Source organism: Candidatus Electronema sp. PJ (assembly GCF_048287395.1).
In the GTDB taxonomy this organism is placed as follows: Bacteria; Desulfobacterota; Desulfobulbia; order Desulfobulbales; family Desulfobulbaceae; genus Electronema.
The window spans coordinates 1-20,022 of the sequence record NZ_JBLWEO010000043.1 but is presented as its reverse complement, the minus strand read 5'-3'; the positions used below and the strand labels follow the sequence as shown (position 1 = coordinate 20,022).

The 20,022-nt window shown below is 53.4% G+C and carries 14 protein-coding genes and 5 tRNA genes; 14 read left to right on the top strand and 5 right to left on the bottom strand.

All coding sequences use genetic code 11. The features are described from left to right. Positions 1-732: 732 nt before the first annotated feature. Complete coding sequence (locus ACNKIB_RS06885; protein WP_417909808.1) at positions 733-1,149, top strand: hypothetical protein; 417 nt, start codon at positions 733-735, stop codon at positions 1,147-1,149. Positions 1,150-1,500: 351 nt separating this feature from the next. Here ACNKIB_RS06885 and ACNKIB_RS06880 read toward each other — a convergent pair whose 3' ends face one another. The 4 genes from ACNKIB_RS06880 to ACNKIB_RS06865 form a co-directional block, all read right to left on the bottom strand. Beyond that, a complete protein-coding gene (locus tag ACNKIB_RS06880) occupies positions 1,501-2,175 on the bottom strand; it encodes a DUF3800 domain-containing protein (RefSeq protein ID WP_417909807.1) in 675 nt (224 codons plus the stop codon). 177 nt (positions 2,176-2,352) lie between these two features. Continuing rightward, positions 2,353-2,428 (bottom strand) — tRNA-Lys (locus ACNKIB_RS06875). Positions 2,429-2,505: 77 nt separating this feature from the next. Beyond that, positions 2,506-4,779, bottom strand: coding sequence for an acetyl-CoA carboxylase carboxyl transferase subunit alpha/beta (locus ACNKIB_RS06870; protein ID WP_417909806.1), 2,274 nt, complete (start codon positions 4,777-4,779; stop codon positions 2,506-2,508). An 18-nt stretch (positions 4,780-4,797) separates the two neighbouring features. Then, positions 4,798-6,201 carry a biotin carboxylase N-terminal domain-containing protein gene (locus ACNKIB_RS06865; protein ID WP_417909805.1) on the bottom strand — a complete coding sequence of 468 codons (1,404 nt, stop codon included), beginning with the start codon at positions 6,199-6,201 and terminating at the stop codon, positions 4,798-4,800. A 45-nt stretch (positions 6,202-6,246) separates the two neighbouring features. Between ACNKIB_RS06865 and ACNKIB_RS06860 the strand changes: the two genes are divergently transcribed. Both ACNKIB_RS06860 and ACNKIB_RS06855 read left to right on the top strand, forming a co-directional pair. After that, positions 6,247-6,381 carry a hypothetical protein gene (locus tag ACNKIB_RS06860; RefSeq protein ID WP_417909804.1) on the top strand — a complete coding sequence of 45 codons (135 nt, stop codon included), beginning with the start codon at positions 6,247-6,249 and terminating at the stop codon, positions 6,379-6,381. A 114-nt stretch (positions 6,382-6,495) separates the two neighbouring features. Further along, entirely contained in the window at positions 6,496-6,678 is a 183-nt protein-coding gene (locus tag ACNKIB_RS06855) for a hypothetical protein (protein ID WP_417909803.1), read from the top strand. Between the two features lie 258 nt (positions 6,679-6,936). Here ACNKIB_RS06855 and ACNKIB_RS06850 read toward each other — a convergent pair whose 3' ends face one another. Further along, positions 6,937-10,653 (bottom strand): hypothetical protein, encoded by a 3,717-nt coding sequence (locus tag ACNKIB_RS06850; protein WP_417909802.1) that lies wholly within the window; start codon positions 10,651-10,653, stop codon positions 6,937-6,939. A 387-nt stretch (positions 10,654-11,040) separates the two neighbouring features. On the opposite strand from ACNKIB_RS06850, the gene ACNKIB_RS06845 reads away from it, so the two are divergent. The 11 genes from ACNKIB_RS06845 to ACNKIB_RS06795 all read left to right on the top strand — a co-directional run. Beyond that, positions 11,041-11,385 carry a hypothetical protein gene (locus ACNKIB_RS06845; protein ID WP_417909801.1) on the top strand — a complete coding sequence of 115 codons (345 nt, stop codon included), beginning with the start codon at positions 11,041-11,043 and terminating at the stop codon, positions 11,383-11,385. Between the two features lie 318 nt (positions 11,386-11,703). After that, positions 11,704-12,135, top strand: a complete 432-nt coding sequence (aprB, locus tag ACNKIB_RS06840; RefSeq protein ID WP_417909800.1) for an adenylyl-sulfate reductase subunit beta — start codon at positions 11,704-11,706, stop codon at positions 12,133-12,135. Positions 12,136-12,176: 41 nt separating this feature from the next. Continuing rightward, positions 12,177-14,195: an adenylyl-sulfate reductase subunit alpha gene (gene aprA / locus ACNKIB_RS06835; RefSeq protein ID WP_417909799.1), complete on the top strand. Its 2,019-nt coding sequence runs from the start codon at positions 12,177-12,179 to the stop codon at positions 14,193-14,195. Positions 14,196-14,446: 251 nt separating this feature from the next. Beyond that, the gene (locus tag ACNKIB_RS06830; protein ID WP_417909798.1) at positions 14,447-15,703 is read left to right on the top strand and encodes a CoB--CoM heterodisulfide reductase iron-sulfur subunit A family protein; all 1,257 of its coding nucleotides are present in this window, start codon (positions 14,447-14,449) and stop codon (positions 15,701-15,703) included. Positions 15,704-15,717: 14 nt separating this feature from the next. Continuing rightward, positions 15,718-17,955, top strand: a complete 2,238-nt coding sequence (locus tag ACNKIB_RS06825) for an FAD-dependent oxidoreductase (protein ID WP_417909797.1) — start codon at positions 15,718-15,720, stop codon at positions 17,953-17,955. 117 nt (positions 17,956-18,072) lie between these two features. Further along, a complete protein-coding gene (gene qmoC / locus ACNKIB_RS06820) occupies positions 18,073-19,287 on the top strand; it encodes a quinone-interacting membrane-bound oxidoreductase complex subunit QmoC (protein ID WP_417909796.1) in 1,215 nt (404 codons plus the stop codon). 110 nt (positions 19,288-19,397) lie between these two features. Then, positions 19,398-19,473 (top strand) — tRNA-Thr (locus tag ACNKIB_RS06815). Between the two features lie 60 nt (positions 19,474-19,533). Then, a tRNA-Tyr gene (locus tag ACNKIB_RS06810) sits at positions 19,534-19,619 on the top strand. A 16-nt stretch (positions 19,620-19,635) separates the two neighbouring features. Further along, positions 19,636-19,710 (top strand) — tRNA-Gly (locus ACNKIB_RS06805). Positions 19,711-19,729: 19 nt separating this feature from the next. Next, positions 19,730-19,804 (top strand) — tRNA-Thr (locus ACNKIB_RS06800). Positions 19,805-19,882: 78 nt separating this feature from the next. Beyond that, positions 19,883-20,022 (top strand): GTP-binding protein (locus ACNKIB_RS06795; protein ID WP_417909809.1); only part of this gene is annotated, 140 nt, incomplete at its 3' end.

Here is a 20,022-nt window from a genome sequence, read left to right as displayed (position 1 = left end):
TCAAGCTCAGGAGCAGGAAGATCAGCGTCTTGAGCAGCTCAACCTGTTTGAATAGCGGCTGCCTTCAGGCAGCTCAAGTTGTTTAACCGCTTTGAGCGGTTCAGAATCTCAAGCCACCGGCTTTGCCGGTGGTACTTGACTTTTCATGCTTTCAAGAAGGTCAATAGGTGTACGCTTGCTCATCTGTTTTTAGCTATTGAAAAACAGCAGCGGGGAGGATTGCCATGAAGACCTGCATGAAGGATAACCCATTGATAATGAAAAATATTAATACCATGAAGGACTTGTCAACTCTTCCTATAGGAAAATGGGGATATCCCCATCCCGGATGAGACTGTGGAGGTGGAATATTGAACCCGGCGGCTGTGCTTGCGCTGGCTGATCAGGCGGGCGTGTCGTTCAGCCGCCCGGCTGCCCCTTCAAGCATAGAAATTCACCCAGCCGCCTTTATCGAAACAATGATATTTCTGCGGAAATGCAGTATAATACGTCACAGGGACTTAATTTTTTTTGTTGATTTCGATAAAAAGCAAAGGTGACAGCATGGGCGGCAGAGGCTCAGGCAGACTATTCAGATGGGATGCCAAAAGAACAACGGCAGGTTTGCGCAGCATAGACATCCGCAAGCTGAAGAAATGGGGCAGCCTTCAGCCGGGCAGAGAGGGTTCCCTGTCATGGTCGAGGAACGGCGAAAAAATTGCTTCTATCGGCTACAGGATGGAGGAAAACAGGATGATTCTGAACTATCGGCACCGGCCAAACGGCGGAGAATGGGAGCCGGTGGAGCAGACCATCCCCTTTGAGCGCACCCTGTGCAATTACGGCGGGCAGCGGACATGGTTCCTCTGTCCCCGCTGCTTCAAGCGTGTGGCTGTCCTGTACGGGCCGGGAAAGTATTTCCTCTGCCGTCATTGCCTTGACCTTGCCTATGCCACACAGCATGAAAGACCGCCGCTCCGTCTGGTTACTAAGGCTCAGAAGATCAGAGAGCGGCTGGGGGCCAGTTTATGCACAGATGAGCCGATCTGGGAGAAACCCAAGGGAATGCACAGGAAGACCTTTGAACGGCTGAAAAAAAAAGCGGATGAGGCCACAGAGCAATCATGGCTGACAGCCGCCCGATTATGGGGAACGCTTGACCCTTTTTAGAGGGAGAAGGTGAACAATTTTCCTGTTGATTTCGATAAAAACAGCCGGGGAAAACCAGCAGTCATGCGCTGACTGCGCCAGACTCAGCATTAAGGTCATCGGCTCAATCGGCGATTCAATGAAGCCGTGCCCAAGGTAAAACGCCTTTGACTGCTCATCCAGCGCATGGACAAGCAGGGCGCGGATGCCTGCTGCAACGGTTCAACGGAAAACTCTTTACATCCTCTGCCGGGCCGGGTATCCTGAAAGAAGGAAAGGTTCCTCCCTGATGACAAGAAACCAAGGGTTTCTTCTGCAAAGGTAGTCGGGGGGGTCGAATCGGGGCAGCTCATCAGCAGACTGCCCCTTTTTTTATATCTCCAGCTCGCTTTTCACGCCCGCCTTGATCAGATCAAAAAACTGGCTGTCCCCGCTCTCCCATTTTCTGAACACCGCCCAGCAGCAGTAGTCCGCCGCTTGCAAGCCAAGATTTGACATGGAGGGATGATGCAGCACCTGAAAGCGGCAGCCCGATGGCAGCATGTTTTTCAGGGTGATTTTCACAGCCTTTTCAACAGCGGCCCGTTTCCTGTTCACCGGGATGCTGTCAGTGATGACGATCAGCTCCCCGATGCCTTCCAGCTCGTTCTGTCCGGCCACATGCCGCAGCAGATGCCCCAGCATCTGCGGATAAAATGCTTCGGGTGCCTGCTGCTCCGCGTTGATTCTGCTTTTTTCGACAATCAGGGCATCAATTCGCAGGCCGGGGACATGGTCTTGCAGGATGCCGAAGACCCGCCGCCGGATATGCCGGTTGTCTTCCGTGCAGTGAAAGAAGACGAAATCCAGCCCGTATTCAATCAGGTCAAATTTATAGCTGCCAAGGGTTTCAAAGGCGGTGAAAGGCCGCCGGGCGGAGATGCTTGTCAGGATGAAATATTTCGTGCCGGACGGGGAGAAGTCCAGATTGCCCCCTTCATCCAAGAAAATGTACAGACTGCCGCCGCTCATGACACCCCGCTGTTGAACTAAAACAGAAAACCCCATGCTGCTGCACGGGGCATTTTCAGGGGGAAGAATAATCAGACGGCGCAGGGCATGTCAAGGACATCTTCAGGCGGCGTTTTTTGCCCCATGAGCAAAAAAGTGGGGGCAGGATGGGGGCTGGAATGTGACAAAATAAAAAAGGAGCTAACCCGTCAAAGGCTAACTCCTTGAATTGTCTGGTGGGCTGTGAAGGATTCGAACCTTCGACCAATTGATTAAGAGTCAACTGCTCTACCAACTGAGCTAACAACCCGTGCGACAAAAACGCTACTCTTATTTATCATAGACTGGCCGCAAGGTCAAGCGGAAATCTTGCGGCGCAGGAAAAAATCACCGGTAGTACAGCCCTGGGCTGCCCATCGTCTGCATGACCTGATAGAGATGGCGGCGGAAGTCGCGGCGGTCGGTGATGCCTTGGATGTGGCCGCGCTTGAGGGCGTTGCGGGCATCGTGGTAGTCCGGCGGGATGTCTATGCCGGTGGTCTCGCGGATAACCCTCGGCCCGGCAAAGCCGATGCGGCTGGAACGGATGGCGAACTGGTACGGCGAGCAGCCTAAGAATGAGGCCACCGGCCCGGCGTAGGAGTTGTTGTCATAGACCACGATGTACAGGCCGCCTGCGTCAATGTACTCCCGCACCGCCATTGTGCATTTCGGCATCTGGGCCACACCAAGGGTGCCTTCCTGAATGCGGATGCCGCCGGTGGTGTGGACATAGGCCAGCAGGGGCCGTTTTTTGCGCCGGGCGATATCGCAGGCGCGGACAAACTTTTCTCCTTCTGCTGACCCCACCGTGCCGTTACGGAAGTCAGAGAAGAGCATGGTCACGATCAGTTCGATGTCCCTGACCCGCGCCATGAAAGTCAGATTGGCGCAGCCCATGCCAGTCTTAGCGCGGGCCGCTTGGAGCCGTTCGTCAAACCCCTCATAGTTGAGCGGGTTCTTGGAGAAGATGTCGTTATTGAAGATGCGGATCGAGCCTGGATCAAAGACGTTCTTCAGATACCACTGATATTCGAGCGGGAAATGATGGCCGCAGTTCTCGCAGACTCCACAAAATTCGCCATAGAGGTCAGGTATCCACAGGTCTTTGCAGCCGTATTTCTCCGCGTTCGGGCAGGTGATGGTACGGTCCTCGTTGGCCAGCGGGCTAGTGTAGGTATCGGTCAGCTCCAGCGGATCTTGAATCAGGCAATAGTCACCAGCAGCCTGAGGGTCAGAGGCAACTAGCGATCTGGGTACTAGTTTGCTGCCGTTCTCCTCTTTTTTGCTGAATATTCTGGTGAAAGGCGCAGTAAGGCGATTGACCAAGGCAGTACCTTCGCCGGAAAGCTCCTTGATCGTTTTCTGCATCTGCTTCTGCTGACTCTTCAGTACATCATAACGAACAGTGTACCAAAATTTTTCAGTGGCGAAACAGAAGAATTTGACGAGGTTTTCTGCTGGGATGGTGATTCCACCGAAGCTGTGCAAGCTCATTTCCCGGTATTTTTTCGAGCGCAGAGCTAGTAGGCGGTCGGTCTCCCCCTCGTCCAAATCCCAAGGTATATCGATCTGTGGAGCCTCGTCTGGGCTTTCCGCCTTTTTCCGCTTCACCTCATAGGAACGGAAGCTCCTCATGCTCTTCGTTCGCAGTACTACCTCATCAGTAGCCCGGATGATCTCAGAGCGAATACGGGCAAAAAAGGCGAAGTCATCGTTCTTTGCGCCTAACGGTGGCTCCTGAATAATCCGGTCAATGGTGCCGAGGCGCAGATTGTCCGCAGCGGTAATGTTGAGTTGGCGAGCGCATTTTTCAATCAATTCAGGGGCCGCCTTCTTGCCCTCCCTAACCCGACCTTCAATGGCTGCTGCTCCTTCCGGCGATATCACCGAATAGTAGCCGTGCGAGAACATTAGGCGAAAGTCGCTTAGACCAACCGCCTCGGCCCCACCAGAACCACCTTCTGAGATCACCGAAATCATCGGCACCCGCAGCTTGGTCATCGTATAGAGATTGCGGGCAATCTGCTGGGCCGCGCCAGGATAGTCCTCAATCGGATAGGAGCCGGGCGTAAAAACGTAAAAATGGATCGGAATGCCCTCAGTCTCAGCTACCTTCATGTAGCGCATGGCCTTCTCGTTGCCCCAGGGCTTGCAAGAACCGCCATTGCGGAATTCCTCGCCGCGCCCTACTTCCTGGCCAATGACCATCACCGGCGAGGTGTAGGGTTTCCTTTTTATCCGCCGGACAATGTTGGCCTTAGCCACCACCATTGCCGGATCAATGTTGGCCTCGCCTGCGCCGCCCAGTTCTTTATGCTCTTCATAGACGTTTTCCAGAATGTCCTTGAGCGTGAAACGTAGTGGTGAGCGGACGATTCGCACCCGCTCCATCGGGGTCAGTCCCTCCTCGCAGCGTTCTTCCAGAAAACGGATCGAATCCTCCAGCTTGCCCAATCTTGCGGCGAACTCGTCCCGACTGATATCAAAGACAGAGCTGCGCAGCCGCTCGGCTTTGCTGCGGAATTCCGCCAGATTGCCCCACTTGTCTGAGTCTTTAATGTGGATCAAATAGCTGATGCGCTGGTCCAGCTCTTGGAGCTGCTTGATAAGATCATTCATGGATGTCGTGGAAACGGCTCAGAAGGTCAGCAGCCGGTCAAGATTTCTGCGGAGGTAGTCCAGATTAGTGAGGATCCCTCCTCGTGAACTGTCCACGCCTTCGATGCGGCAACCATCGATAAACTGCTTGGCCCGCTCCTTGGCCTGATTCACGTCATCGCCCCAGACCAAAGCCAGTGCCAAGTTAGGGTCGTACTCGCTGGGAATAGGGTAGGGCCGGTCAGAGGGAACATGACTGTACACCGCTGACCACTCATGATGGGGCAGATCGAAGCGAGTAATGGTGCCGATCCAGGGCGCAAAGTCGCGTTGCGTGTTCTCTGCTACAATGCGCAGCTCAATACTCGCGCCGTTGAAGACAACATCATTCTGCTGATAACCCATCCGCTCACCAAGAGCGAGGCGAATCTGCTCTTGAAGTAGATTGGGATGTTTGCCATTCAGGTAGCTGATCCGGGCAGAGACATCATTCTCCACTTGAATGCGGGTGTTGACCTCAAGGAGATAGGGCCTACCACTGCGACTGACTATCCATTCCCAGGTGCCGACGTTGTCGTATTTGACATAATCGGCCAGCTTGAGCGAATGCTCGACGATGCTGTCCAGTACCTGATCTGGGTCAAAATCGTACTTGAAGCAGGAGGAATGAAAGCCAGGTGCAGCCTCGACCCGCTTTTGGCGGCCTGTCGATTGGATGGTACAGTTGCGGGTGCCAAAGTGGATGCGCTCGTCATGGCGTGAGCAAACAAGCTGCACCTCAATATGGTTGAAATCACAGAGCCGCTGCTCGATCAATACGCCACCATCGCCGAACTGTCGCTTGGCATAGTTCTGCACCCGGCGGTACGTCCGGCGGAAATGCTCAATCCGGTTGACCTCCTCAATGCCCATGCCACCGCCACCTGCTGCGGCCTTGACCAATACGGCTGGATTCGGCTCGTTCAGCTCTCGTTGAATGTCGAGGATGTGTTGCGCGATTTCCTCGGCTTCCATTTCGTTGTAGATCGGCGCGGAAGTCCCAGGAATAGTGGGTATACCCAGCTTCTGGGCGATGCGCTTGGTGTTGATCTTGTCGCCAAGATCGCGGATCACCTCCCAACCTGGGCCGATGAAGATCAAAGGCCGGTCACGAACTGTCACACGGCGGGCGAAACGCCAGTCTTCCGAGAAAAAGCCGTAGCCTGGATGCACAGCCGTGCAGCCGCTATGATCTGCCACGGAAAGGAGGTCATTGGGATCGGTGTAACTGGCCACCCGCCAGGCATTTTGATCCGGGCCTTTGAGCCGATTGCGCTGCACATGCTCGGAGTCGCGATCCGCATCGGTATAAACGACCGCGTAATCAAGCTCCAAGGCCTGGCAGGCCTTCATGATGCGGAGGGCAATCTCTCCGCGATTGGCGATAAGCACTTTGCCTTGCACAAAAAACCTCTTGCAGTCGGTTGCAGTTCAATCTGGTCTGGAAAAATGGAAAGGCCGGACTTCCCGGCAGCCGCAAGGCTGCTTGGTCAGGAAGAAGACGGGATGGAATCCGGGCAGGCGTTGCTCATTGTACCCGACCTTCAGCCGCTTGCAAAGTTGGAAATGCAGATCGAAGAATAGAAGGCTTCCCTCCAAAGAGGGAACTGAAAAGATCCCATCGTATTGTTGCTGCTGGACAGAAAATAGACCTTGTGCAGCGGAGAACGGATTGGTTTCTTTTGTTGCGGTATTTTGTTGCGTAACACTGAGTTACTACTCCTTTCTTACTCGCTGGCAAAGCAGTTTGGCTTGGCACAAGAGGAGTTCTGCCGACTTGCAGAGGAGTTTGGCCGATTAGGAAAGGAGTCCGACTCGGCCAGAAAGAAGTTGTACTCGGCAAAAGAGGAGTCTAGCCGAGCAAGAAAGGAGTTTGAATAAGCCGCAAAGGAGTTCTGCCGACTACAACTCCTTTGTGGCCGACTAAGAAAGCAGTTTGACCAAACCAAACGCCTCTTCTGCCGAGTACAACTCCTTGGTAAATGAGCAGCACTCTTCTCTTGCTCATTTGCACTTCGCTGTAACCTGCTTGCTCTTTACTGTAAATCCTTCTGGTTGATTTATGCAAGGCAACCCCAGCTCTTTCCGCAGATCATAATCAGTTGCGGAGAGCTGGGGTTGCACGATGTGCCGCTGGGTTTAGTTCAGCAACAGCTTATAAACGGACTGGAGATAGGAGTTATCCTCATAGCCCGTGCCACCAGGGGCATTTTTCACCTTTGGATCATAGACAGCACCTTTTGGATCTGTTTCTCCGGCAAGCCAGTTCAGGTATTCCTGGAGATCAGTGTATCCATCCTTGTCCCAATCGGTTAACGCATTGGCTGTGGTCAGATCACCGAAGTATTCTTCCTCCCAAGCATCGTCTATCCCGTCACCATCGCTGTCTGTTTCCCTAAAGAGAGCGGTTACAGTGCAGTTGTTGGTGATTGGAGCGGTCGTGTAGGTGTTGCCATTCAAGCTACCGCCGCAACCAGACACCGTGTCGATGGAATATTCTTCATCTGGCGTGATCGTAAACGGGGTGGTCGAGCCATGATTCACAGTCTGCGGGTCTTTCGGGCTGATTTCGCCGTTTGGACCTGCTAAAGGCGTAACTGTGTAGGTGTTAAGCTTGAAGCTGGCCGTCACCGTGCAGTCGCCAGTAATGATACCGGTGGTGTAGGTGTTGCCACTCAAGCTACCGCCACAACCAGATACCGTGTCGATGGAGTAGTTGGCATTCGGCGTAACCGTAAACGAGGTAGTTGCCCCGTGATTCACGGTCTGCGGGGTGTTTGGGTTGATCGTACCGTTATCGCCTGCCGAAGGCGTTACTGTATAGGTATTGAGCTTGAAGCTGGCTGTCACTGTACAGTCGCCGGTAATGATGCCAGTGGTATAGGTATTACCGTTCAACGTACCGCCGCAGCCTTCTACCGTGTTGATCGAATAACCAATGCTCGGCGTAATCGTAAAATCGGTGGTTGAGCCGTAATACACGGTTTGCGGGGTGTTCGGGTTGATAGTGCCGTTATCGCCTGCCGAGGGCGTTACCGTATAGCTGTTGAGTTTGAAGCTGGCTGTCACTGTACAGTCGCCGGTAATTACACCGGTAGTATAGGTATTGCCGTTCAACGTACCATTACAGCCAGATACCGTGTCGATAGAGTAGCCAGTGTTCGGCGTGATTGTGAAACTGGTGGTTAAACCGTGTTCAACTTTCTGCACTGAGGAAGGATCGGTGGTACCACCTGTTCCAGCTGAAGGTGTAACGGTCCAAGGACAGCCTGTACCGCCAGGAGCATTGGCCATAATGGGCACATAAGGATTTCCTGCCGGATCAGTTTTCCCTGCAACATAATTGAGATACTCTTGCAGATCTGTATAGCAGTCGCTATCAGAATCACTTGTGCCATTGACAGCATCCAAACTGCCAAAGTAGTCTGTCTCCCAGAGATCACCAAGGCCATCACCGTCTAAGTCTATTTGACTGAAGGTAGCGGTGATCGCGCAATTGGCGGTAATTGCTGCTGTCGTGTAGGTATTGCCACTCAAGCTGCCGCCACAGCCAGACACCGACTCAAGGAAATAGCCATAGTCAGGCGTGATCGTGAACGTGGCAGTATCATCATTTGTGACAATCTGCGGGGAAGAAGGCGAGATAGAGCCATTCTCCGCAACTGGGGTTATTGTCCAGCTATTGGCTGGAAAAGTGATTGTGGAAGGGCTTTCCCTCCAGGCTGAACCGTCGCCAAATTGACCAGAGCTGTTATCTCCCCAAGCATAGAGGGTACCAGTTTTTACGGCTAATGCATGGAAGGTTCCGGCAGCAGCAGACGACCAGTTGCTACCTGTAACCTTAACCGGGCTGATTCTTTTCGTTGTTGTGCCGTCACCAAGCTGGCCATAACTGTTATCTCCCCAAGCCCAGAGGGTACCGTCTGTTTTAATGGCTACGGTATAGGAATCTCTGGCCGCAGCAACTGACCATGTTCCTGTGATTTGTACAGGATTTTCCTGCGATGCCCCCCCCCCTGCTCCATTGCCAAGCTGGCCGTTGTTATTCCGTCCCCAAGCCCAAAGGGTTCCATCTGTTTTGATGGCAATGGTATGCGATGTTCCAGCACTAACAGATTGCCAGCTTCCACCGGTGATTTGGCCAAAAGTGGTACGACTATTCCATGTTCCGTCGCCAAGTTGACCGTAATTATTACGTCCTGAGGTCCAGAACGTTCCATCTGTTTTGATAGCAGCACTATGTAATCCTCCAGTAGCCACAGTTAGCCAGTCAGTGGCCGCGCCAATTTGCACAGGGGCATTTCTACTTGTTGTTGTTCCGTCGCCCAGCTTGCCGTATTGGTTATCTCCCCAAGCCCAGAGTTCGCCATCTTTTATAGCGAATGAAGAGTCAGCTCCAGCAGCAATGAAATCCCAGCTTGTATCTGTACCAATTTGTACAGGCGCATTCCTATTCGTCCAGGTTCCATCACCAAGCTGACCGCTGCCGTTGTTTCCCCAGGCCCAGAGTGTACCATCTGTTTTGATGGCTACGGTATGATAGTCGCCAGCGGCAATTGCCTTCCAATTATTGGCGGAATTAATCTGAGCCAAGGTGGCTCGGTCGGAAGTTGTTCCGTCACCAAGTTGGCCGTAATCATTACATCCTGAAGCCCAGAGCGTTCCATTCGTTTTGAGAACGAGAGAATGACAGTACCCCGCAGCTCCAGACGACCAATTTATATCAATCCCAATTTGAACCGGACTTGTTTTGGTACCAGCTACTGCTTCCAGGCCAAGCTGACCGCTACTATTGTCGCCCCAACTCCAAAAAAAGCCACTCTTTACCGCTCCAGTATGATTGCCGCCAGCAGCAATGGCAGACCAGGTTGCTGCGGTGCCAACTTGCCCTGGGCTAGTTCGGCTTATTGTGGTTCCACTACCCAGCTGGCCGTAGCTATTTAATCCCCATGTCCAGATTGTTCCCGGTGCTTTCAAGGCAACAGAATGACTGCCGCCAGCAGCAATATCAGACCAGGTTGTTCCTGAGCCGATCTGTATTGGGCTGGTTCTATTTACCGTTGTGCCGTCGCCAAGTTGGCCAGAACTGTTTGCTCCCCAAGCCCAAAGTGTGCCGTTTGTTTTTAGAGCTAAAGTAAAGGCACCTCCGGCAGTAACAGTCTCCCAGTCCATGGCAGTGTCAATCTGGAAAGGGGTAGCTCGGTCGGCAGTTGTGCCATCGCCTACCTGACCGCTGCCATTAAATCCCCAAGCCCACACAGTGCCATCTGTTTTAATCGCAACCGTATGTGCTCCGCCAGCACTAACAGACCGCCAATCCGTATCGTTGCCGATTTGTATCGGGATATTCCTGTCAATTGTTGTACCATCACCCAGACGACCAGCATTATTGGAACCCCAAGCCCAAAGAGAGCCATCTGTTTTGATCGCTACGGTATGACTTCCGACCAGTCCTGCGGTACCGCCAGCAGCAACGGTCGCCCAGTCTGTGCCTAAGCCAATTTGTACCGGGCTGGTTCTGTTTGTTGTGGTGCCATCGCCCAATTGACCAGAACTGTTATCGCCCCAAGCCCAAAGGGTGCCGTCTGTTTTGATCGCCACTGTATGCGCATAGCCAGTAGCCACAATTTTCCAGTCGGTTAGGGTGCCAATTTGCACCGGGCTGACTTTATCTATGGCAGTTCCGTCGCCAAGTTGACCAGAACCGTTTTCTCCCCACGCCCAAAGCGTGCCATCTGCTTTAATCGCTACTGTATGGGCATACCCAGCAGCCACCTGAGTTGCCCTTGCCTCGCTCCAAAAGACACTTAGGAGGAACAGAAAAACAGTAGCAACAACGCTTGTCCCAGCTTTCATAACTTGTACCTCTCCTCAATAGATTTTGTATTGCAGCGTTTGCCGACCATTCCTCCTTATTTTTTACCGAATATATATAATTATATAACAAACAATCGTCAAGTAAATAGTAACATTTTATCAGCGTTAACTAATGCTTTTTCTTGCTCTTCCTTGCCAAGGAGCTTTCACTCAGGCAAAAGTTCCTAGTAAACGAATAAACGCTGACTTCACCCGCTGAAAACCTGCCTTGCCTCCTCTGAAAGCTGCTACCAGACGTTTGCTGCCGAGCAAAACAAGGTTCTAGCCGAGTAACAAAAGGTTCCTGTTAAGCCACAACCTTTTTCTGCTCGGCAACAAAATGTTCTTGCCGAGCAAGAGAGAGTTGTTGTTCAGCAAGAGAAGGTTGTGGCCGAGCAACAAAAGGTTCCTGTTAAGCTACAACATTCTTCTGTTCGGCAACAAAAGGTTCTTGCCGAGCAAGAGAGAGTTGTTGTTCAGCAAGAAAAGGTTGTGGCTCGGCAGAAACCTTCTCTTGCCGAGCCAAACTCCTTTGCGGCTCGGCAGCAACCTTTTGTGAGCCAGCCAAAAAAGTTGCTTTGCGGCCTTAGCTTCTCCCTGATCAAGCAGCAGGTGTTCGCTGACGAGGAGAAGCCGTCTGAAAAAAAATCATCGAGGGAATTAGGTACGAAAAACTCGCTGGCGGGAGAGTCGCGCTGTTTTCATAGGGACTGGAGGAGCAATCCTCCCTAAAATAAGGCAGTTACCAGCGGGCAACAGCCCTTTGATACTCCTCATAAATATTAATGATGAAAATTGCACCGCTTTGCGGTGCGCCGGCAGACGATTTTTCTTGACATTGATTGGACAAACAATTATTAAATGGACTCAATTTACACTCGAATGATTCATCCGAGTCGGCTCAAAAAAAATCATTTCAGTCTGGCAGCGGCTGCTGCTTGCTGCTTACCTTGAAAGAACAGCACGTTGTAGAGTTTGCGGTCAAAATCTTAATGTGGCGGTGCCTAGCCAGGCATTGTCAACAGGAAAATCCAATAAGGAGGTAGTTAAATGCCAAGTTTCGTCAATCCTGAAAAGTGTGATGGTTGCAAGGGCGGCGATAAGACCGCCTGTATGTACATCTGCCCCAACGACCTGATGGTGCTGAACGTCGAGGCGATGAAGGCGTACAACCAGGAGCCGGATGCCTGCTGGGAGTGCTACTCCTGTGTCAAGATCTGCCCGCAGGGTGCTATCGCGGTGCGCGGTTATGATGACTTTGTACCGATGGGTGGTCAGGTGCATCCGATGCGCTCTTCTGACTCCATCATGTGGACAATCAAATTCCGTAACGGCAACATCAAACGCTTCAAGTTCCCGATCCGCACCACGGCTGAAGGCTCTGCTAATGCCTATCCTGATGCCAAAGGGACGAATCTTGATGACGAGTGTTTGACGCTTGAGACCGCGCTGAAAGCTCCGACCATGCTCGCGAAGAAATAAGCAACTTCCAACTGAATTGAATAGATAAAGGAGATATTGACATGGCGTTACCTAATAAGCCGAAAGGCGAGCTGGCTGCCGTTGCCAATCCGGCAATTGTTGAACATAGCTGTGATGTGCTGATCGTCGGCGGTGGTATGTCTGCTTGCGGCGCAGCCTTTGAGATCAAGAAGTGGGCACCTGCTGACATGAAGATCATCCTGGTTGATAAGGCCGCGATGATGCGTTCTGGCGCAGTTGCACAGGGTCTGTCCGCGATCAACACCTATATCGGCGACAACGCAATTGAGAACTACGTCAAGATGGTTCGTAACGACCTGATGGGCGTTGTTCGTGAAGACCTGATCTACGATCTGGGGCGGCACGTGGATGAGTCTGTAAAACTGTTCGAGGAGTGGGGTCTGCCGATTTGGAAGAAGGCAGAGGATGGCTCCAACCTGGACGGTGCCAAACCTGCTAAGAGCCTGCGCGAGGGCGGTCAGCCTGTACGTACTGGCAAGTGGCAGATCATGATCAACGGTGAGTCCTACAAGTGCATCGTTGCTGAGGCTGCGAAGAAGGCTCTGGGCGAAGAAAACATCATGGAGCGCGTTTTCATCGTCAAGATGCTGCTGGATAAGAATCAGCCGAACACCATCGCTGGCGCAGTTGGTTTCTCCACCCGTGAGAATAAAGTTCACGTCTTCACCTGCAAGACCGCTATGGTTGCCTGCGGTGGTGCCGTTAACATCTTCCGTCCGCGTTCAACTGGCGAGGGCAAGGGTCGCGCCTGGTATCCGGTATGGAACGCCGGTTCTACCTACACCATGTGCGCTCAGGTTGGCGCAACACTGACCATGATGGAGAACCGCTTCACCCCGGCCCGCTTCAAAGACGGTTACGGCCCGGTTGGTGCTTGGTTCCTCCTGTTCAAGGCCAAAGTGCAGAACGGTCTGGGCGAGTTCTACGCCAACAGCCCGGCAGTAAAGGAAGAGCTGTCCAAGTTTATGCCCTATGGACAGTCTGCTGTCACCCCGACCTGCCTCCGCAACCACCTGATGGTCAACGAGTTCAAAGCAGGTCGTGGCCCAGTGTACATGGCTACCGATGTAGCCCTGAATGCCTTCCTTGACGACATGCGCGCCGCAGGCAAGAGCGAGAAGGATGTTGCCAAGTTCTGGAAGCATCTGGAATCTGAGGCTTGGGAAGACTTCCTGGATATGTCCATCGGCCAGGCAGGTCTCTGGGCCGGCATGAACATCGAGCCGGAGAAAGTCGGTTCCGAGATTATGCCCACCGAACCGTACATGCTGGGATCTCATTCCGGTTGTTGCGGCATCTGGACCTCTGGTCCGAACGAGTCATGGGTACCTGATGTTCAGGGCAAGCCGCGTTCCCATCAGTACAAGTGGGGCTACAACCGGATGACCACGGTCAACGGTCTGTTCACTGCTGGTGACGGCGTAGGTGCTTCTGGTCATAAGTTCTCTTCTGGTTCCCATGCTGAAGGCCGCATCGTTGGTAAGCAGATGGTGAAGTACTGCCGCGATCATGCCAGCTTCAAGCCGGAGTTGGCGCAGAGTGCTGCTGAGTTGGCCGCTGAGATCTACGCACCTGTAACCCGCTATTTGCAGCATGTTGGTGCCACAACCGCTGCGGATGTCAACCCGAACTATTGTAAGCCGCAGGGCATCATGATGCGCCTGATGAAGGCCACTGACGAGTACGGCGGCGGCGTTGCCACCTACTACATGACCTCTGGCAAGATGCTGAACATCTGCCTCGACCTTCTGCGGATGCTGCGCGAAGATGCCGAGAAGATGGCTGCTGGCGACCTGCACGAATTGATGCGCGCTTGGGAGAACTACCACCGCATTTGGTGTGTAGAGACCCACATTCGCCACATCGAGTTCCGCCAAGAGTCTCGTTATCCGGGCTTCTACTACCGCTCTGACTACCCGACTGTTGACGATGCCAACTGGAAGGCGTTCGTTAACTCCACCTTCAATCCTGCAACCAAGGAATGGAAGTGCGAGAAGGTCGAGTGCATCAACATCGTTGAGACCGAGCCTTGGATCTAACTAAGGACTGACAGCAATCATGCAGCGGACAAGAAGTCGTAGCTCTGTCTCTTCTTGTTCGAGGCGGATTCCGCTGTGATGTGTTGTTGAATCTCCAAGCCCTTTTTGTTTGTGGGGGGCTTGGAGATTTTTCTGTTAGGACGTTCTGCTTGACTTGAGCTGCATATTTTCAGTTGCGAAAGGATTGATGCACCTCAAGTGAACCAGAAATACCAATTTATCAATACCAGCAGTTTTTATGGAGGTTTGGCATGAGCAATGCTGCGAAAACTGGTGCGGTGCTGGTTGTGGGCGGCGGCATCAGCGGACTAACCGCTGCGCTGGAAGCTGCGGAAGTAGGCAATGATGTGTTTCTCGTTGACCGAAATCCGTACTTTGGCGGTCGCGTGGCCCAGCTTAATCAGTACTTTCCAAAACTTTGTCCCCCGTCTTGCGGTTTGGAAATCAATTTTAAGCGCGTTAAGAACAACCGCAGAATTCGTACCTACACCATGACCACGGTTAAGTCGGTGTCAGGTGGGCCGGGCAATTACGAAGTGACGCTGGAAACCGCGCCGCGCTATGTCAACTCCAACTGCACGGCCTGCGGCGATTGCGCCCAAGTTTGCACCGATGAGATTGACAATGCCTTTAACTTTGGCATGAACAAAACCAAGGCAATTTATCTGCCGCACGAGATGGCCTTTCCGCGTCGTTATGTGCTGGCCAAGAATGCTTGTTCGCCACAATGCTTAGAGGCAGTCAAGGCAGCTTGCAAATACAATGCCATTGACACAGATATGCAGACGGAGACTTTTACCCTGCATGTAGGTTCTATCGTCTGGGCTACTGGCTGGAATCCCTATGATGCCAGCAAGCTGACCAATCTAAAGCCGAATTCTTCCTCTGCAATCATCACCAACATGATGATGGAGCGGATGGCAGCGGACAACGGGCCCACTGGCGGCAAAATCGTCCGCCCTGGCGACAACAAGGAGATTGAGTCCATCGCCTTTGTTCAGTGCGCAGGCTCCCGCGACGAAAATCATCTGGAATACTGCTCCTACATCTGCTGCATGGCCACTTTCAAGCAGATGACTTATGTCCGCGAGCGGTATCCAAACGCCAAAATTTATGTCTTCTACATCGATCTACGCACACCAGGCAAGTACGAGCATTTCCGCGAGAAGCTGCGCACCGATGCCAACGCTCAGTTCATCAAAGGTAAGGTCGCTGATATTGTCGCAGAGAGCGACGGCGGCGTGACCGTGATCGCGGAGAACGCCCTCACCGGAGCCAAGATTCGACAAAAAGTGGACATGTGTGTCTTGGCGACTGGAATGCAGCCTGCCATCGACGGCGAGCAGGGCAAGATGCTCGGCTTGAAGATGGACGGTAACGGCTTTGTGGTCTCTGAGCTAGAGAAGGGCATGATCGCTGCTGGTTGTGCTAAATCAGCTGCTGATGTCTATACCTGCACCCAGTCTGCGACTGCCGCAGCTCTGAAAGCTATCCAGACCGCACAGTAGGAGGAAGAACATCTATGAATAAAGTATATGGTGCGTATCTCTGCACAGGCTGCGGCATCGGCAATGTCCTTGAGGTGGAAGGACTGAAGAGTGCTGCTTCAGAAACCGGCATTGAGATGCAAGAGCATGAGTGCCTCTGCGGCGCAGAAGGCTTGGCTCTGATCAATAAGGATATTCAGGAGAAAGGGGTTAACACCCTGGTGGTTTGCGCCTGCTCACCGCGCGTGATGCAGGACGTGTTTAGCTTTGGCGAGAACACCATCACTATCCGTGCCAACCTGCGCGAGCAGGTGGCTTGGGCTGCCGGTGATGCGGAGAAGGGCGATGAGTTCATCCAAGAGCTGGGCGAGGACTATGTCCGCATGGCTGTGACCCGCGCTCAGAAAAGCGAGCTGCCCAAGCCTTATCTGTTAGAGAACATCAGCAAGAAGATTTTAGTCATGGGCGGCGGTATCGCCGGTCTGACCGCAGCCACCGAGGCCGCCAAGGCGGGCTACGAGGTGACGCTGGTTGAGAAGACTGCCAAACTGGGCGGCAAGGCCCTTGGCTGGCGGAAAATGTTCCCGACCGCTTATCCCTACTGCCAGCTTGAGCAGCCGAACATCGAGCAGCTCGTTGCCGCTGCCACTGGCAGCAGCAAAATCACCGTCAAGACTGAGACTGAAGTGGCCCGCATCGGTGGTGCCCCAGGTGCGTTTAAGGTCTCCTTTAAGGCCGCTGGCAGCAAGAGCGAGTGGGATGCGCCAGCGAAGGTGACGGTTGACGAGCAGGAGAAGATCGACAAGGGCGAGAAGGAAGATCCCAACGCCGGTCTGCAAAAATACACCGCTGTGGATACTGCTGCCGAGGTTTACGGCGCAGTGGTTCTCGCCACTGGCTGGCGGCCTGCCGATGTTTCCGAGTACGAGCATCTCGGCTACGACGGCAAAAAAGTGGTCACCAACGCCGAGTTTGAGAAGCTGGCCAAAGAGGGCAAGGTTCCGGCCAAAGTCGCTTTCATCCAAAGCCCCGGCGGCAAGGATAACGACCGCGATTTCCCTTACTGCAACTCTGTCACCTCAATGGTGGCCCTGAAGCAGGCCCAGTATGTCTGCGACGACAACGAGAACGGCCAGGCCTACATCCTCTATCAGCATATCCGCACCCCTGGCAACACCGAGCTGTTCTACAAGGGGATGCAGCAGCGTGACGGCGTGTTCATGACCAAGGCCGCTGTGACCAAGGCGGAGGAATGCGGCAGCGGCCTGAAGGTAACTGCCGAGAATACCCTGCTCGGTGATACCTTAGAGCTAGAAGTGGATATGGTGGTACTGGCCGCAGGCATGGTGCCAGTTACGGTGGATCAGCCGACCATCAACCTGGCTTACCGCCAAGGCCCGGCCTTCTTGGATTTGGATTTGTTTGACGGTTACGCCGACTCGCACTTCATCTGCTTCCCCTACGAGACCCGCCGCACCGGTGTCTATACCTGTGGTGGTGTGCGCAAAGCGGAGACGATGGAAGAAACCATCGACGACGCGACCGGCGCAGCCCTCAAGGCGATTCAATGTATCGAGTCCGCCGACCGGGGCGTGGCTGTGCATCCGCGTTCCGGCGACATGACCTTCCCAGATTTCTTCTTCCAGCGCTGCACCCAGTGCAAACGTTGCACCGAGGAATGTCCGTTCGGCGCATTGGATGACGACGCGAAAGGCACCCCATTGCCTAACCCGACCCGCTGCCGTCGCTGTGGCACCTGCATGGGTGCCTGCCCAGAGCGGATCATCGGTTTCGCCGACTACAACATCGATATGATCGGCTCGATGGTCAAATCCATCAACGTGCCGGACGATGACGAGGATAAGCTCCGCATTGCGGTGTTCGTCTGTGAGAATGACGCATACCCGGCCCTCGATATGGCGGGGATGCGCCGCAACAAGTTGAACGCGTTGGTGCGCTTCATCCCGGTGCGCTGCCTTGGCTCGGTGAATATGGTCTGGATCAAGGATGCCATGTCCTCGGGCATGGACGGCGTGCTGCTGCTGGGCTGCCGTCACGGCGAGAATTATCAGTGCCACTTCGTCAAAGGCTCTGAGATCGCCAGCAAACGTATGGCCAATATCGGCGAGACACTCGGCACCTTGGGCCTGGAGCCGGAGCGCTGCGCTGCCGAGCAGGTAGCCATCTCCGACTACGACAAGATTCCAGGGATTATCGAGAGTTTTGTCGAGTCGATTAAAGAGATGGGGCCGAATCCCTTCAAGGGCTTCTGATCGTTCCACCCTGCTGCACTGAACCGCGCCTGCCGGGTATCTTTCCGATAGGCGCGGCCCTTCAGTACGCTGCTGTTTCAGCATGACAGAAATTAAGTTTCAGGACAGGAGAATGAAATGTCTATGAAAGTGCAACCGGATATTGATTTTATCAAAGATATGAAGGAAGCAGGCGGTGACACACTGAAAAAATGCTTCCAGTGCGCCACCTGCTCGGTGGTTTGCCCACTTTCCGCAGATCAGAAGCCTTTTCCCCGCCAGCAAATGCTTTATGCCCAGTGGGGCCTCAAAGACAAACTGATGGGTGATCCTAATGTACTGCTCTGTCATCAGTGCGGCGACTGCACCGCCTACTGTCCGCGCGGCGCACGGCCTGGCGATGCTCTCGGCGCAATCCGAGCCTATGCCTACAAGCATTACGGTTGGCCGTCATTTTTGGCTAACCTGGCCAGTAGTGGTCAGAATCTGCCGATCCTGGTCGGTATCCCGGCAGTGATCATTTTCATCATGTGGATGATTTCCGGCTCGCATGTGCCTGCGCAGGGTCTTTTCATCGACATCGGCTATAGCCAGTTCTTTGGCCATTGGGATTTCAAACTGCTGCCAAAGACGACTTTCTTCATTGACTTTTTCATGATTCCGACCGCCGCTCTCTCTGTTTTCGCCGCTGTCAGGGGTGTGATGGCGATGTGGAAGAAGATGACCGAAAACGCCGGGCTAGGCGAGGCCCTTTGCCAGCCTTCGCCAATGCAGTTCGTGAAAGAATTTCTTTGGCCTTCTGTGCAGGAAATCGTCCGGCATGACCGCTTCAAAAAATGTGAGGCCAACCAAGACCGGGTGAGTGGGCATCAACCGCTGATGTGGGCTTTTATCGGTCTCCTCTTTGTCACCGGCTACTCCTTCTTCGCTCAGGACGTGCTGGGGCAAGTGATCCATTCGCTGCACGGACCGATGTCTATGTGTAACCCGGTAAAAATCGTTGCCAACGTGGCGGCAGTGGCTCTAATCTTTGGTGTGGGTATCCTCTGGCGCAATCGCAGCCGGATGAAGGCTGAAGGCCGGGCTAGTAGCACCTTCTATGATTGGTTCCTGATCTGGATGATCATGGCGGTAGGCGTGACCGGCCTTGGCGCAGAGGTGCTGCGTCTGCTCGGCAAACCGAGTCTCGGCTATTTGATCTACTACCTGCATCTGGTTTCTGTCATGATGCTGTTCCTCTATATGCCCTACACCAAGTTCGCCCATCTGGTTTATAGGACTTTTGCTATGACTTTTGAGCGATACCGCGAGTCAGCCTACGTGAAAAATCCTAAAAATCCTCTGAACAGCTAAATGAGGATTCTGGTCGGCAGGCCGGAGATTCCGGCCTGCGCCTCAGCATTACAGATTCTGAAAAAAGAGGTTGACTTTTTATTTTTTGCGACTATAATGATGCATCTTGCGCTGGCGTAGCTCAACTGGCAGAGCACCTGATTTGTAATCAGGGGGTTGCGGGTTCAAGTCCCATCGCCAGCTCCAGAATGCGGCAAAGAGGAGCTGAATGATTTTGTTCGGCTATTGTTTGTTGAATTCTGGAACGGAGGGGTTCCCGAGCGGCCAAAGGGATCAGACTGTAAATCTGCCGGCTCATGCCTTCGGAGGTTCGAATCCTCCCCCCTCCACCATCGTTTGCGCAGCAGGGCGGGAATAGCTCAATGGTAGAGCATCAGCCTTCCAAGCTGAGGGTTGCGGGTTCGAGTCTCGTTTCCCGCTCCAAGCTGTCAGTTTTTCGCAGGCCCACGTAACTCAGTGGTAGAGTACCTCCTTGGTAAGGAGGAAGTCATCGGTTCGAGACCGATCGTGGGCTCCATTCGGAGCAGTTGGAAGTGATCGCTGTTGGGCGGCAAGCAGCCGATTGGTGAGATTTTTTTGTCTAAGGAGACAGGCAATGGCAAAAGAGAAGTTCGAGCGGACGAAACCGCATGTGAATGTCGGGACCATCGGTCACGTAGATCACGGGAAGACCACGCTGACGGCGGCAATCACAAAAGTGCTGTCAACCAAGGGGATGGCCAGTTTTGTCGATTT

Bases quoted from the DNA above. Each gene is read 5' to 3' on its own strand.
- ACNKIB_RS06885 (WP_417909808.1), top strand. From the start codon at position 733: ATGATTCTGAACTATCGGCACCGGCCAAACGGCGGAGAATGGGAGCCG.
- ACNKIB_RS06880 (WP_417909807.1), bottom strand. From the start codon at position 2,175: ATGGGGTTTTCTGTTTTAGTTCAACAGCGGGGTGTCATGAGCGGCGGC.
- ACNKIB_RS06870 (WP_417909806.1), bottom strand. From the start codon at position 4,779: ATGAATGATCTTATCAAGCAGCTCCAAGAGCTGGACCAGCGCATCAGC.
- ACNKIB_RS06860 (WP_417909804.1), top strand. From the start codon at position 6,247: ATGGAAAGGCCGGACTTCCCGGCAGCCGCAAGGCTGCTTGGTCAGGAA.
- ACNKIB_RS06850 (WP_417909802.1), bottom strand. From the start codon at position 10,653: ATGAAAGCTGGGACAAGCGTTGTTGCTACTGTTTTTCTGTTCCTCCTA.
- aprB (WP_417909800.1), top strand. From the start codon at position 11,704: ATGCCAAGTTTCGTCAATCCTGAAAAGTGTGATGGTTGCAAGGGCGGC.
- aprA (WP_417909799.1), top strand. From the start codon at position 12,177: ATGGCGTTACCTAATAAGCCGAAAGGCGAGCTGGCTGCCGTTGCCAAT.
- ACNKIB_RS06830 (WP_417909798.1), top strand. From the start codon at position 14,447: ATGAGCAATGCTGCGAAAACTGGTGCGGTGCTGGTTGTGGGCGGCGGC.
- ACNKIB_RS06825 (WP_417909797.1), top strand. From the start codon at position 15,718: ATGAATAAAGTATATGGTGCGTATCTCTGCACAGGCTGCGGCATCGGC.
- qmoC (WP_417909796.1), top strand. From the start codon at position 18,073: ATGTCTATGAAAGTGCAACCGGATATTGATTTTATCAAAGATATGAAG.